The 15296-nt window shown below is 26.9% G+C and carries 12 protein-coding genes; 9 read left to right on the top strand and 3 right to left on the bottom strand.

From position 1 onward, the window contains the following. Nucleotides 1-98 precede the first annotated feature (98 nt). Entirely contained in the window at nt 99-581 is a 483-nt protein-coding gene (locus G594_RS0101795; protein WP_027096987.1) for a GNAT family N-acetyltransferase, read from the top strand. 189 nt (nt 582-770) lie between these two features. Then, on the top strand, nt 771-1517 hold the full coding sequence (locus G594_RS0101790; RefSeq protein ID WP_027096986.1) for a polysaccharide deacetylase family protein: 747 nt from the start codon (nt 771-773) through the stop codon (nt 1515-1517). A 151-nt stretch (nt 1518-1668) separates the two neighbouring features. On the opposite strand, the gene G594_RS18180 is transcribed toward G594_RS0101790, so the two are convergent. The 3 genes from G594_RS18180 to G594_RS0101775 all read right to left on the bottom strand — a co-directional run bounded on the left by G594_RS18180 (nt 1669) and on the right by G594_RS0101775 (nt 5915). Continuing rightward, entirely contained in the window at nt 1669-2364 is a 696-nt protein-coding gene (locus G594_RS18180; RefSeq protein WP_242829688.1) for an IS3 family transposase, read from the bottom strand. 365 nt (nt 2365-2729) lie between these two features. After that, nucleotides 2730-4034 (bottom strand): MATE family efflux transporter, encoded by a 1305-nt coding sequence (locus G594_RS0101780; RefSeq protein WP_027096985.1) that lies wholly within the window; start codon nt 4032-4034, stop codon nt 2730-2732. 405 nt (nt 4035-4439) lie between these two features. Beyond that, nucleotides 4440-5915: a helix-turn-helix transcriptional regulator gene (locus tag G594_RS0101775; RefSeq protein ID WP_027096984.1), complete on the bottom strand. Its 1476-nt coding sequence runs from the start codon at nt 5913-5915 to the stop codon at nt 4440-4442. Nucleotides 5916-6200: 285 nt separating this feature from the next. Here G594_RS0101775 and G594_RS0101770 point away from each other — a divergent pair, with 285 nt between their 5' ends. The 7 genes from G594_RS0101770 (at nt 6201) to G594_RS0101740 (ending at nt 15278) form a co-directional block, all read left to right on the top strand. Beyond that, nucleotides 6201-7232: an HD domain-containing phosphohydrolase gene (locus tag G594_RS0101770; RefSeq protein WP_027096983.1), complete on the top strand. Its 1032-nt coding sequence runs from the start codon at nt 6201-6203 to the stop codon at nt 7230-7232. After that, entirely contained in the window at nt 7216-9303 is a 2088-nt protein-coding gene (locus tag G594_RS0101765; RefSeq protein ID WP_027096982.1) for a hybrid sensor histidine kinase/response regulator, read from the top strand. The genes G594_RS0101770 and G594_RS0101765 overlap by 17 nt, the downstream gene beginning before the upstream one ends. A gap of 33 nt (nt 9304-9336) precedes the next feature. Continuing rightward, entirely contained in the window at nt 9337-9693 is a 357-nt protein-coding gene (locus tag G594_RS0101760) for an Hpt domain-containing protein (RefSeq protein ID WP_027096981.1), read from the top strand. Further along, a complete protein-coding gene (locus tag G594_RS19475; protein ID WP_051195880.1) occupies nt 9690-10469 on the top strand; it encodes a response regulator in 780 nt (259 codons plus the stop codon). Before G594_RS0101760 ends, G594_RS19475 begins: the two co-directional genes overlap by 4 nt. A 116-nt stretch (nt 10470-10585) precedes the next feature. Further along, entirely contained in the window at nt 10586-13369 is a 2784-nt protein-coding gene (locus G594_RS0101750) for a sigma-54-dependent transcriptional regulator (protein WP_027096979.1), read from the top strand. A gap of 252 nt (nt 13370-13621) precedes the next feature. Then, nucleotides 13622-13927, top strand: a complete 306-nt coding sequence (locus G594_RS0101745; RefSeq protein WP_027096978.1) for a PTS sugar transporter subunit IIB — start codon at nt 13622-13624, stop codon at nt 13925-13927. Nucleotides 13928-13952: 25 nt separating this feature from the next. Continuing rightward, nucleotides 13953-15278: a PTS sugar transporter subunit IIC gene (locus tag G594_RS0101740; RefSeq protein WP_051195879.1), complete on the top strand. Its 1326-nt coding sequence runs from the start codon at nt 13953-13955 to the stop codon at nt 15276-15278. The last annotated feature ends 18 nt before the right edge of the window (nt 15279-15296 follow it).

Here is a 15296-nt window from a genome sequence, read left to right as displayed (position 1 = left end):
TATAAGAATTAAGTTGACAATATTACAGGCTAAGTATTTAATAGTGTTTATAATAAAAAACTTAGAGTTTTTTAGATAGGATGAAAAGGAGAATTTATATGGAAGTTAGAGAGGCAATTAACGAAGATTTAAATGAAATAATAGCTATTGAAGAAGAGTGCTTTCCAGAATCAGAATCAGCAAAGGAAGAGGATATTAGAAAAAGATTTTTTGCATTCAAAGAAAATTTTTTTGTAGCTATTGAAGATGGTGAAGTAGTAGGCTTTATTAATGGATGTACTACAAATTCACCAGAGTTACCTGACGAATTGTATCATGATACTTCCCTTCATAATCCCAATGGCGCATATCAAACCGTATTTGGATTAGATGTATTACCTAAGTATCGCAGAAACGGCATTGCAGAAAATTTACTAAATTACTTTATACAAATTTCAAAGGCACGTGGGAAGAAGGGAATTGTACTTACTTGTAAAGATTACTTAGTGCATTATTATAAAAAGTTTGGATTTGAGCATAAAGGTGTTTCAGCTTCCTCACATGGAGGAGCTAAGTGGAATGATATGGTATTAATTTTTTAATTTTCTTACCTTTAGTACGAGTGGGGTGGATATTTGTTTCAATGTGACTTGGACCGTAGTAACGGGACAAGCAAAATAAATATCCACCCCATCTTTTTATTTATTAAATAAAAAATGAATTAAATATATGAAATGGTACAAGATAAATTGTAATGGGTTTTAATCTATAAGTAATAAGGAGGAAAAAAAGTGAAATACAGAGTAAGGAGATCTTTATTATTTTCTTTAGGTATGCTTATTTTAACCTTTATGTTTGGTGCAAGTGTTCCTAGTGTTAAAGTTTTTAATATAGAGGATCAGACTTATAATGAAGACTATGCTAATAAAAAAATTATATATCTAACCTTTGATGATGGACCAAGTTCTAAGGTAACAGATGGGGTGTTAGAGGTATTAAAAGAAAAGGATGTAAAAGCAACATTTTTTCTTATTGGAAATCAAATAAAAGATAAAGAAGATGTAGTAAAAAGAATTTATAATGAGGGGCATGGTATAGGTTTGCATACATATAATCATAAATTTAAGTATGTTTATCGTAATGAGGATACATTTATAAAAGAGATGGTTGAATGTAGGAATGAGATAAATAGAGTAGTTGGGATTTCTCCTAATATAATTAGATTTCCAGGAGGAAGCTACAAACACTTAAGTAAACAGTTTTTATCCAAGTTGCATGATAATAACTTTAAAGTTTATGATTGGAACTTAGATAATACAGATGGAATGAATCAAAAACTTGATCCTAATGTTTTGTATAAGAAGGCTATTAAGGGAAGTGAAAATTTACATCCTATAATATTACTAATGCATTGCACAGATATGAATAAAAATACTTACAAGGCTCTTCCAGATATAATAGATTATTATAAAAATGAAGGGTATCAATTTAGAGTTATAGATGAAAACACACCAGAGATGTATTTTAGGATTAAATAATATAAAAAGAAAGTACCACATTATTAAAGAATAAAGTGGACCCTAAGTCAAGGTCACAATAAAAAAGTTAAGAAGCTAATAAAAGATGATTTCTAAATTGTTTATGGGGCATCTTTTTTTAGCTACATTGATATCTATAGTTATTGTAATATTAAATATAGTTATCTATAGAATAAATTACATCCTCAAGCATTTTATAACTGCTAAAATCAATTTTATCTTTCATATGTCCCCAAAATGATTCTTGTGGAGCATTATCCCAACAGTTTCTAAGACGGGACATAGATTGTCTTAATTTATTTTTCTTCAATAGTCTATGGAATTTAGGACTTGTGTAATGTACACCTTGATCTGAATGAATAAATGCATTCTTATGTAAATTGTTTTTATGTTTTGATATTAATTTATCTATTGTAGTTGTTGCGATATCAAGAGTTATTGAATTTGAGACGTGATAAGCAAGTATTTCGTTGCTACTACTATCTTTGATGGTAGACAAATAAGCCATATGATTATCTCCATATGGTATGTATGTAATATCAGTTAATAATACTTTACCAGGTATACCTTGTTTGAAGTTACGTTCTAATAAGTTTGGAATAACCCTATGTTCATTTGTTGCTTTTGGCATTCGGCGATACGGATTAGCTTTTCTTATCGGATATTTAATATCATATTTTCTAATTATACGTTGAATTTTCTTTCTACTATAAATAATAGAAAACTCACCTTCTAAAAGAATCTTTATTGAACGAAATCCTTTCTTATAATCTTTGTATTTTGAAGCTTTAAGTATATTATTTTTAGCTTCTAGATATTTAAGTTCTCTATCTTCTTTCTTATCCAAAGTATTTAAATAATTATAATATCCCGAACGTGAAATATTTAGAAGGTTGAAAAAATAGGAGACCATATTTTTAAAACCATTGCTAGATATAGTCTAATTTATTAATTTAAAAGTTTCGTTGCTATTTAATTTTATTCTGTTGTTTACCAGTCTCCTTTCTGTCACGTCTAATTTTTTAGAATTTCTACCTGCTCTTCTAATAGTTTGATTCTAGCTTCTTCATCAAATGTTATTTTGCTCATTTCGTATTCCTCCAAGATATTAATATTATAAATAAAAAGGCACCTATAAACGAGGCGCTTTTTTTCAAAGTGTACTGCTTACAGGTACCATTTTATAATATGTGGTACGTTTTATTAACTAATTTACATTCTTGATTTTAAATAAAGTATTACACCTAATATTGAAACTAAGCTTTCAGTAATAGGAAAGGCTAGCCACACACCAGTTATGTCTGCTAATGCAGATAGTAGAAAAGCCATAGGAATTATAACAATTAATCCCCTTAATAAAGAAATAATTTGAGCTAAAAAGGCTTTTTCCATAGAAGTAAAAAACATAGGTAGAATAATATTAAATCCTACAAATATTATAGCTATAAAATAAATTTTTAAGCCATTTGTTGCAATACTCTGTAGTACAAGGTTATTTTCACTATTAAATATTTTAGCAATTGGGTCTGCTAAGAAAAATATAATTAGATAGATTATGCATGAAATAATAGACATAGTTATCATTGCATATTTAAATATTAATTTAATATTTTTTATATCATTATGTCCATAAAATTTGCTTATAAGTGGTTGAATTCCTTGGGCAATACCAGTATATACTGCTATAACTACAAGAGATAAATTTGCAACTATTCCATATGCAGCAACACCTGCGTTACCTATGAGATTAAGTATGATCATATTAAAAACAATGATTACAATTCCAGAAGAGACCTCTGTAACTAACGATGGAAAACCTAATGATAAAGTATTGAGTGACATCTTAATGCTAGGTTTTATTTTTATAAAATGAAATTGATTTTTTTTCTTTATACGGTGTAGGGATAGTATAAGTATACTAATTATAGGAGCTAGTCCTGTTGCAAATACAGCTCCAAATATTCCAAGTTGTAATGGAAATATAAATATATAATCTAAAATTATATTAGATAAGCTTCCACCTAGCATTGCATACATTGATAAATTTGGATTGTTATCATTTCTTATGAAGCAAATTAGTACATCATTTATAATGAAAGCAGGAGCAAATATAAGGATGCATTTTAAATATATATTTGTCATTTTAAAAACATCAGAATCTGATCCTAAAACAGTAGTTAAAGATTTAGAAAGAAAAATACCAACTAGTACAAATACAATAGATATAACAGTGGCTAAATAGAAAGTGTTTGTGAATATGGTATTTGCATTTTTTCTTTCTTTATTACTTTTAAAAATTGAATATTTTGTGGCACCACCTATTCCTAACATTAAACCGCTTCCGTGAATAAAGCTATATACAGGTATAGCCAAGTTAAGTGCTGTTAAACCATTTCTGCCTAATCCTTTTGAAACAAAAAAGGTATCTGCTAGTATATAGCATGATAATCCAATCATACCTAAAACATTTAATGTACAGTAGCGGCTTAATTCCTTAAGTTGAGATTTATTTTCCATATAGACCTCCCCAAAAATAAAGCGCCAGAATATCCTATCTCCAAAGGCCTAAGGATAGGATAGCTGACGCTTAACATATTTACCCGGCGGCAAATATGTATCTTGTATTTACTTACCAGAAATTGTAACATAACATTTAAAAAATGGCAATGTAATCTAGGTGATTTATCTTTGTACAAAATAAAAGTTCTTATATTTTTGTATTTATATATTTATTTGGTAGAAGTCATAAAAAGTTTGAGAGTTAGTCTTCAAGTTATATTATTGATAGTAAAATTACTGGAGTAAAAGCAGAGGAAAGTAGTAAATAATTTTATAGTTAAGGAGCGTTGCTTAAAAGATATGTATTAATAAAAAAGTTGGATGGTAAATAATATAATTAACCATCCACTATGTTAAGTATTTTTATAAACTTTTTAAAAAGTTAGCTATATATTCTTTTGATTTAAAGTTATCTGGTGTATTTAAGTATGTATTCTCTAGTAAGAGCGAAATAGAATTAACTAAAAGAGTATTTGTAGTAAATTTAAAATCTAAAAAATTATTCTTATAATTAACAAGTAAAAATTCATTTTTCTTGCACCAACAGTAGAATAAATTATTATTCAATTTAGATGTATCAGGAATAAGACAAAAGTTACAAGAGTCAGTACTGAATAAATAATCTATTAAACAAGAAATATGTTTTTTAAATTGTCTTTTGGTAAGGATCAGTTTTGGCACTAGCTCTGACATACTTTCATATATAATAGTTTCCTTGTTTGAAAACTCTATAAGATCATTAATAGAATAAAAATCTATAGCGAGAAGGTTAGAATTCTTATATAATGAATTCTTAATAGATTTAAAACAATTGAAATGAAATTCTATATCTTTTTCGTTATCAACTGAATTACAAAGTATTTCGTAATATAGTTCATCGTTCATTATATATGGTATTGGAAAAGAGCTATAGTTATAATGAGTATTTTTAATAGAATCCTTATTAGGTAATTGAATGCTATTAACCTCAAATTTATCTAAAACTTCAGAAATATTTATGTTGTGAAAGGTTGGATATGATCTGGAAAGTATATTTTTACCCCATCCTGTATAAAATTTTATGCTAATTGGATCCTTAAATAAAGCACTATAAAACTGTGTTTCATTGCCAACTATTTGGTTTGAAGACATAAATACTCCATTATGTTCCGTTATGTGAAAAGAATAATTGTAATAGTTATCAAGAGAATCAACAAAATATGAAAAATTACAATTTTTATGATTTATTAATGAAAATAAATAAAATCCTAGCGTTGAGCTACTACTATTTGAATATACAAAGTTCAAATGACAGCCCATATCTAAAAGCATTAAAGTTTTTTTTAACCATTCATTTCTGAAATATTTATTATTCATCATTAAATCTAATGACTTACAAAATACAAATAATAAATTTTGAGGTTTCCCATATGAAATAGATGAATTTAGAAAATTAAGAATTCCTAAAAGTGCGTTCTTTTCATCATCATAAATTGATATATTAGCTGAATATATAGAACCATTGTTAATAGAATTATCAATAATTTGTTGGTAGTTACTAATATCGTCAAAGATAAATTTTTTTGTTGAAGCTATTAATGAAGAAGTATTACCTAATAAATTATTAGGTGTGTGATAAATTGATGAAAATAATTTCTCAAGGAATTCGATTTCTAGCTCTCTATTTCTTTCAATTAAATAATCAATAGCATTATCAAAGTAAGCAGCATTAGTATCTATTTTTCTTGAACCATTTTTCCATTTACTTACTAAGCTTCTATCTACATTTAGAGCTTGTGCCATTTTCGATGGAGAAATTTTCAAGCTTTTTAATAAGTAACTAAATCCATTAGAATACATTTTATCTCCTCCATTTTCAAAATAATTAAGAGTATATTATAAGATAGCTTACAGATATTATCAATATGTATAGATAGTAATTGGTAAAACACTTTTTGGATTAACATAAATAAGAATATCGGGATAGTAATAATAATATATTTGTATTCACAAAGTGTCACAGTGAATAAAAATGACAAAGGTTTAATGAAAAGTTTATTTTTAATATAATTTAATAAGTATGACAATTGATTAATAAGTTTGTTTTATTTTGGAAAGTTGGTTTGTTTACATAAGGAGAGTATTATGAAAGACTTTAATTTATTTTATATAGATGATTGTAAAATTAATCATGATGTTATTGCTTCATTTTTAAAGAATATAGATATTAATATAGAATACTTTTATGATGCAATATCAGCTCTAAAGTGTGTGAATTTGAAAAAACCTGATATTATTATTGTTGATTATATCATGCCTAAAATGAATGGACTAGAATTTATTAAGAATGTTAGAAGTTTAGATAAAAAGGTACCTATTATTTTAATTACTGCTGCTAGTGATGAGTCTATAAAGTTAAAAGCACTAGAAAGTGGAGCTACAGAGTTTTTATACTTACCATTTAATAAATATGAATTTATTATGAGAATAAAAAATTTATTAGAGTTAATAAAGTATCAAAGAAGGGTTGAAAACAAAGCTTCCATATTAGCTCGTGGAATAAAAGAAGCTACTGCAAGTATTATGGAGCGCGAAAAAGAAACCTTAGAAGTATTAGTAGAAACAGCTAAAAAAAAGGATTCGGATACGGGAAACCATGTAGTAAGGGTAGCTAAATATTCAAAATTATTAGCTAGGGTATTAGGTATGAGTGAAGAAGAGCAAGAAGAAATATATTATGCAGCACAGCTACATGATTTAGGTAAGATTGGAATAAGTGACCAAATAATAAATAAAAGATGTCAATTAACATTAGAAGAGTTTGAAATAATGAAAACTCATACAATAATAGGATATGATATATTAAAAAATCGTAGCAGTAAATATTTAAAAAAAGGAAGTATAGTAGCTTTATCTCATCATGAAAGATACGATGGGTTAGGGTATCCAAATGGATTAAAGGGAAATGAGATACCTATTGAGGGAAGAATAGTAGCTATAGCAGATGTATTTGATGCATTATTAATGAAACGAAGTTATAAGAATAGTTGGTCTATTGAAGAGGCAATAGATTATATAAAAGGGAAAAGTGGAACTCAGTTTGATCCTTATTTAGTTGATAGATATATAGATAATATTGAAGAAATAAGGAGAATTAGTTATGAATTTAAGGATTAAATCCAATAATTATTGGACGAAAGAAATTTTTTTTATTGGAGTCTTTTCAATTCTAATACTAATTTCTATATTCTATATATTACTAGTAAAGTTAAATTTAAATCTTAATCGAAAAAAATATATAAGGTCTATATCTGAAGCACAGCTTAGTTTAGTAGAAAATAAACTTGAGACAAGCATTAAATCACTATATCTTTTATCAGATTTTATAGATATATATAGTCAGGAAACTAATAAAGATAAAAAAAATAAATTATTGAAGGATATATTAATAGATACTAAATTTTATGATATTGGATTTATTAATTTCAATGGAAATATAGTAACTGCTAATAATAGCGATATTAAAAGCAAAAGGTTTTTCAATGAGATTATAAATGGAAAAAAATATGATTTTGAATATGCATTTGATGAAGAAATTAATGAATATATATTTTACATAGCTGTACCTGTATATGAAGGAGAAAAGTTTACGGGAGTTCTTTTTGCTAAAGAGATAGTTAGTGAAATAGAAGGATATGAAAGTTATGAGGAAGATGTTAGTGAATTAGATAGATATATTATTCATTCAGATGGAACTATTATTTATAGAGATGATTTTAGTAGTTTTGAAACTGGAGAAAATTTATTTGATGAATTAAAGAACTATAATAAGGTTAATGAAGTTTTAGATATACAAGATAAAATAAAAGATAAGCAAAGTACAACTAACTTATTAAATTATATGGATAAAACTCAAATTCTAAGTATTTATCCTGTTAAATTGACAGAAGATTTTTATTCTATTATATCTATTGATTCTAAATCTATTGAGAACAGTGTTATTGGTATTGAAAAAGTAAGTTTTATTTTAATAATACTATTTTTATTTTTAATAGGATTTAGTTTATTTATATTACTAATATATAGGGAAAAAAATAAAGAATTAAAAGAAGAAAATTATAGAAAGAAAAGATTCTTATCTAATATTAGTCATGAGATAAGAACACCAATGAATGGAGTTATTGGTTCTGTAGAACTAGCTTTAAAGAACAAAGATAATCAACAAAAATTACAGTATTATTTGAATAATACACTAATTGCATCTAATAATTTATTAAACTTATTTGATGATTTATTAACCATGACTAAAGGAAAGTTAGGTGAACTTAGACTATATGAGGAATGTGTAAGTGTTAGAGAAATAATTCAAAAGGTAAACTCAATAGTTTTACCAATTTTAGAGCAAAAGAAAAAAAGATATACCATAGATATAAGTTCTTTAGAGGATATTAGCGTAATATGTGATGAAAACAAGATAGTACAGATATTAATTAATTTAATTATTAATTCGTCAAAGTTTACTGAAGAGAATGGAGAAATCCATTTATCTATTCAACTTAAAAAAGTTAAATCTAATAACATCGGCCAATTTGTATTTTCAGTAGAGGATAATGGAATAGGAATGACAAAAGAATTTATGCATAAGATGTTTCTTCCTTTCACTCAAGCAGATGAGTTCAATTCTAAACATAATGGTGGAGCAGGTTTAGGTTTATCAATAACAAAATCAATTGTGGATTTAATGGGGGGAGAAATTGAAGTAGAAAGTGAATTAGCCCATGGAACTAGATTTGATATTACATTACCATTAAAAATTGTAGATTCTAATTTTATAAATGCAGGTTGTTACAAAAATTTTTCTAATATAGGACAAGGCAAAAGAGTACTACTTGCTGAAGATGATGAGATAAGTAGAATTATAGAATGTGAACTTTTAAATAGTCTGGGGTTTGAGGTTGATGCTGCTATTAATGGAAAAGAGGCATATAAAAAGTTTATTGATTCAGATAAGGATTATTATGATCTTATATTAATTGACCATATAATGCCAGAAATGAATGGTTATGAGTGCTGTAATAAAATACGTAATAGCAATCATTGGAATGCAGAAAGTATTATAATACTTGCTATGACTGCAGGTTCATTAAATAAAAGTGAGAAATTAATTAGTAAATCTGGGGTAAATGATTCTTTAACTAAGCCAATTAATAAGAATTTATTTATAGAAAAGTTAGAAAAAGTTTTTTAATAAACATTTAGGTATAATTGAGGGGAATGAATAATGAAATTTAGATTTATATGTTATACAGATGCAATGATAAGATTACAAGGAGATAATGTACTGTTTTTTAATTTGTTGAAAAAGTTTAGTGAGAGTTATGTGGAGTATATAAAGAGGATAGAATTTTTAATTAATAATTCAGATTATATGGAGGCATATGAAGTTGTGCATTTAATTAAGGGAACTGCTGCTAATTTAAGTATGAAAAGTTTAGAGGTGGTAAGTGAAAAACTTTGTTATGCGTTAAGTGATGCAGATGAAGTTGCTATTGAAAGTTATTTAGTTAAGTTTAAAAGAGAGTTCCAGTATGTTTTGGATGAAATAAAGGAGTATTTAAGTGTTGGAGGTGACTTATGAAGAATGTTTTGTTTTTGCTAAATAACTTACATGGGTATGTAAATATAATTCGTGAATTAATGGACTCTAATATTAATGTTAATATAATTAGCGCTTATAATACTCAGATTATTTCAGCTTTACCTAAGGATTTTTATGAAATAATAATTGTTGAAGATATTAATGAAAATAATTTTTCGCTTAACTGTGCCAAATTATTAAAAAGAACATGTAAAGAAAGTGATATAATACTAATTTCTGATAATAAGGAAGCTTACTTAGATACAGAAATATTAAAAATAATATCTAAAAAGTTTTTCTTAGAGAGGTATAGAAAAGTATTAGAGTCATGTAAAGTTAAATTGGTAGAGAATATTAATAATTCTAAGATAGAAATTAATAAATCTATTGAAGAAAATAAGAATATTATTATAGTTGATGATGATTCAATTTCATTAGCTATATTAGATAATATTCTAACTATAGAAGGATATAATGTAGAGCATTTTGACTCAGCAAATGATGCTATAAGATATATAAGTTTTATTGAAAATAGTAAAAAGAAAGTAGATTTATTTATATTAGACTTAATTATGCCTAATATAGATGGTTTTAAACTATTAAAGAAAATACGAGAATATAATAATTTTAGAAATATTCCAATATTAATTGTGTCATCAATAAGTGATAAAAGAGTGGTAGCGCAAGCGGCTAAATATGGGGTAAGTGGATATATATTAAAACCGTTTAATAGAATTGATGTTAAAAGGAAAGTAAAGTCTGTAATATATCAATAGATTTAATAAAAGGGGTAGTTTAATACTACTCCTTTTATAGTAAGTATATAAATGATATAATCTCTATGTAAATATTTACTTTGTGTTTATAGCAAAAGATAATAGGGGGTAATAATATGAGGGAAAAAACTAGCGAAGATAGTATCTATAATTTTATTACTAACGTCTGTAGAGAACAGGAAAGAAAAAATGGAATTATAACTGGTTGTGATACCAATTATATTGCAGAGGGTATGAAGTTAAAAAGGTCCAATGTAAGTGCCGTTTTAAATAAGTTATGTAGAGAAGAGAAACTAATAAAAATAAAAGGGAAACCTGTTATCTATAAAATAACTGAAGAATCATTAATTGAAAATAAGTTAGATAAAATTCATGTAGATGAAGTTTCTGTATTTGATGAATTAATTGGAAGTGAAGAAAGTTTAAAGGGATGTATTTTACAAGCTAAAGCAGCTATAATGTATCCCCCAAGGGGATTACATACTTTGTTGCTTGGAGAAACAGGGGTAGGGAAGACACTATTTGCAGAAACAATATATAAGTATGCTAAATCAACTAAAGTATTAGATGAAGAAGCCCCTTTCATTTCTTTTAACTGTGCTGATTATGCAAACAATCCTCAATTATTACTCTCTTATTTATTTGGTGTAAAAAAAGGAACATATACAGGAGCGAATGAAGATAGAGAGGGGATTGTAGAAAAGGCAAATGGAGGAATACTATTTTTAGATGAAATTCATAGATTACCTCCAGAAGGGCAAGAAGTTTTATTCTATCTAATTGATAAGGGGGAGTACCGTCCTTTAGGAGAGGTAGAAAAATATAAAAAGGTTGATTTACTAATTATATGTGCAACAACTGAAAAGAAAGAGAAAGTTTTATTAAGTACATTTAGTAGAAGAATACCTATGACTATTGCCATACCATCTCTTACAGAAAGAACATATAAAGAAAGATTTAAGTTAATAAGTGAATCATTTTATATGGAAGCAAAGAGAGTTAATAGAGAGGTAGTAGTAACGCCTGAAGCTATAAAAAGCCTTTTATTATACAATTGTACAGGAAATGTTGGACAACTTATGAATGATATTCAGCTTGGTTGTGCTAATGCCTTTTTAAGCAGTATGGTAAATAGAAATAAAGAGATAGTAGTAGATATTAATCAATTCCCTAATCATGTAAAGATGGGAATATTAAATTATAAATCAAATAAAAAAGAAATAGATAAAATAGTCATTGAAAAGAGTTTATTTAAGTTTACAAGGGATAGAGAAAAGCCAATTGAAACTATAAGAGAATCGGAAGATAGTCTTATTACATTATATAACAATCTCGAAAATCGTATGGAACAGCTTAAGAATAGAGGCTTAAATAAAAATGATATATATATGATTATGAGCATGGATATAGATAAATATTTTAAAAATTATATATATAAAATTTCTACAGATATTAATAAAGAAGAAATATCTAAGATTGTAGATAGTGTTCTTATAAAGATGGTAGAAGATTTCATGGAATGTGTAGGAATAAGATTAAAGAGGGTATTCACAAAGCAAATATTTTATAGTCTGTGTCTTCATATTAGTACTTCTATTGAAAGAATTAAGCAAGGAAGATTTATTGTTAATCATAAGTTACAAGAAATACAAACAAATCATAGTAAAGAATTTGAAATATGCTTAGAGTTGGCGCACAACATAGAAAAGGTATATGAGATTAGTATTCCTAAGGATGAGGTTGCTTTTATAACAATGTTTATAACTGAAGAATATACCAATAGTAATGAATATATAGATAATAAGCCAAGAGTGCTTATTGCTATGCATGGAGAGAGTACAGCAACATCTATGAAAAATGTTGTTAATAGGTTACTTGGGAGCAATAATACTTATTCGTATGATATGGATTTAGATAAATCTACAAAGGAAGCTTATGAAGAGATAAAAGAAATAGTTAGAAATATCGATGAAGGTTCAGGAGTAATTCTTTTAGTTGATATGGGATCTTTAGATAGGTTCGGAGATTTAATTTATAGTGAAACTGGAATAAAGGTTAAAGTGATAAATATGGTAAGTACTCTTATTGCCATAGAAGTTGAAAGAAAAGCACTGATCAATAATGATATTGAAGAAATATATAGGGAAACTATTGATAATATTAAATATACATTTAGCTATGATGATACAAATTATAATAGGCATGAATATAAGAAAGAGAATATAATAGTTACTTTGTGCATTACTGGCGAAGGCGCTGCAGTTAAGCTTAAGAGCATGATAGAAAATAATAAGGTAGTTAATGATAAAAACATTGATATTTATGCTATGTCTATACTAGATAGAGAAGATATGTTAATTAAGATAAAAAGACTTTCTAATGAAAAAAATATTATAGCTATTGTAGGGAGTATAAATCCAGATATATATGGAATACCATTTGTTCCATCAAGTGAATTATTTAGTAATAAAGGATTTAATAAAATAGAAAAACTTATTGATATGGAGTCTTCTAAGTTTACATCTGTAAATAAAGATAAAGATGATGCAGAAGATATGTGTGGCAAAATAATTGAGGCATTTAAAGGTGAAATAAAAACTTATGATTTAGCTTCTACTAAAGATGAGCTAATTCAATTTATTTATAATGTCGAAGAAAAGTTTGGATTAACTCTGAATTTAGATACCATAGTAGGTGCCATAATGCATATGATATCTAGCATTGATAGAATTAAACTTGGGGAACATGTGGAAAAGTATATAGCTATAGATAAACTTTCAATAGATAAAGAAGAGATAAGTAAAATAAAAGAAATTTTAAAGCCCATAGAAAAGAAATGTGATATGGAATTTGTTGATGATGAAATTTATTATGTATACACATTAATTAAAAACCTATAGTATATGTGTATAAAATAATGTGTATATTTAAAATTGTGATGTGTATATTTAGGGGTTAATCAGTATAATTAGGAAAGCATGTGAAATTAATAAAAAATATTAATATTTAGAGATGTTGTAAATACAAGGGTTACAGCATCTTTTTTTATTTTTATATAAGAAAAATAAAGCAGTAGAAGTGTATGGCATGGATATTGCTATATAAAAGTAATGTAAATGATATCATTAACGTTTGGTTTGGAGGAATTATAAATGAAAATTTTATTGGTTTGTGCAGCTGGAATGTCTACAAGTTTAGTAAAGAAAAAAATTGTTGCTGCTTTTGGTCCAGAAGAAGAAGGATGGACAATAAATGCAGAAGCATATGAAAAACTAGAATCAGTAATAAAAGATTACGATGCTATATTACTAGGACCACAAATTGCTTATAAAAAAGATCAACTTTTAGAAATAGCTAACAATTACAATAAGCCACTTAGTACAATAAGCCCAGTTGATTATGGTATGGGCAATGGAGCTAATATATTAAAACAAATTAAGAAAATGATTAATAAATAGTCTTATATGATAGGAGGAAATAGAAATGAATAGTTTTATGGAAAAATTAGAAAATGGGTTAAATAAATATTTAATGCCATTAGCAGACAAAATAAATAGAAATAAAGTAATGACAGCAATTAAAGAAGGGATGATGTCTTCATTACCTGTAACGCTAATAGCATCAGTAGCACTTATCTTAAGTAATTTTCCATTCTTAAGTGATTTTGCACCAAGCGTAGATGCTATATTAAAGAAGATATTTGCACCTATAAGTCCTGTTACATTGGGGTTACTAGCAATATATGTAATTGTAGGTACAGCAAGAAGTTATTCCAAGCAAAAAGATATAGATCCACTTTATGGTATTATGTGTGCTTTAGCTTCATTTTTATTAGTAACTCCATTTACAGCAGTTTCAGATGTAGTTGTAAATGGTGAAACTATTAAAGGGGCAATTGTAAATGGACTTATTCCAACTAATGTATTAGGAGCATCAGGTGTGTTCCCAGCATTATTAATTACTTTTATATCAATAAGCGTTTTAGCATATCTGCATAACAAAGATTTTACAATAAAAATGCCAGACTCAGTTCCTGAAAATGTAGCAAAACCATTCTTATCAATTATTCCATTTGGTGGTGCTATATTAGTTGCACTTGCTATTAGATTAATATTTGAAATGACTTCATTTGGTACATTACAAAACTGTGTTGATACAATTATTACAAAACCATTCTTAAGTTTTGGTAATAACATATGGGTATTCTTATTTATACTTATCGTAGCTCAAGTACTTTGGTTCTTTGGAATTCATGGAACAAACTTAGTTTTAAATACTGTATGGCAACCAATTGCAATGGTAGCAATGGCAGCAAATTTAGAAGCATTTAATGCAGGAGAACCATTACCATATGTTTTAACAGCAGCATTTACTTGTTTTACAGGACAAGCTAAATTATCAGAAATAGTTGCTTTATGTGTTGTAGGTAAGTCAAAACAATCAAAGGCTATAGGTAAATTATCATTAGTACCAGCACTATTCAATATACACGAGCCATTTGTATTTGGTTTACCAGTAATCATGAATACTACATTAATGCTTCCATGGATATTTGTTGAAGCACTACAAGCGGGATTAGCATATTTATTAGTAATTTTAACAGGAGCAATTCCAATATTCCAAGCACCATGGACTTGTCCTCCAATTATACAACAATTAATTGCAACTAACTTTAATCCTTGGTCTGTAGTTATAACAATAGCAACTTTTGCATTAGGATTTGTTATATGGATACCATTCATGAAATTATTAGATAAGCAATACTTAGCAGCTGAAAAAGAACAAGAAACTTCAGGAGACTCTGTATAACCGCAAAACTGTTTAGAA

Origin of the sequence: Clostridium paraputrificum AGR2156, from assembly GCF_000424025.1 — a bacterium.
Taxonomy (GTDB): domain Bacteria; phylum Bacillota; class Clostridia; order Clostridiales; family Clostridiaceae; genus Clostridium; species Clostridium paraputrificum.
Note: the sequence above shows the minus strand (reverse complement) of the source record. Positions and strands in the feature narration are given on the sequence as shown.

Excerpts from the sequence above, each read along its gene's own strand:
- G594_RS0101775 (WP_027096984.1), bottom strand. The coding sequence starts at position 5,915 with ATGTATTCTAATGGATTTAGTTACTTATTAAAAAGCTTGAAAATTTCT.
- G594_RS0101740 (WP_051195879.1), top strand. The coding sequence starts at position 13,953 with ATGAATAGTTTTATGGAAAAATTAGAAAATGGGTTAAATAAATATTTA.
- G594_RS0101745 (WP_027096978.1), top strand. The coding sequence starts at position 13,622 with ATGAAAATTTTATTGGTTTGTGCAGCTGGAATGTCTACAAGTTTAGTA.
- G594_RS0101750 (WP_027096979.1), top strand. The coding sequence starts at position 10,586 with ATGAGGGAAAAAACTAGCGAAGATAGTATCTATAATTTTATTACTAAC.
- G594_RS0101760 (WP_027096981.1), top strand. The coding sequence starts at position 9,337 with ATGAAATTTAGATTTATATGTTATACAGATGCAATGATAAGATTACAA.
- G594_RS0101795 (WP_027096987.1), top strand. The coding sequence starts at position 99 with ATGGAAGTTAGAGAGGCAATTAACGAAGATTTAAATGAAATAATAGCT.
- G594_RS0101765 (WP_027096982.1), top strand. The coding sequence starts at position 7,216 with ATGAATTTAAGGATTAAATCCAATAATTATTGGACGAAAGAAATTTTT.
- G594_RS19475 (WP_051195880.1), top strand. The coding sequence starts at position 9,690 with ATGAAGAATGTTTTGTTTTTGCTAAATAACTTACATGGGTATGTAAAT.
- G594_RS0101780 (WP_027096985.1), bottom strand. The coding sequence starts at position 4,034 with ATGGAAAATAAATCTCAACTTAAGGAATTAAGCCGCTACTGTACATTA.
- G594_RS0101770 (WP_027096983.1), top strand. The coding sequence starts at position 6,201 with ATGAAAGACTTTAATTTATTTTATATAGATGATTGTAAAATTAATCAT.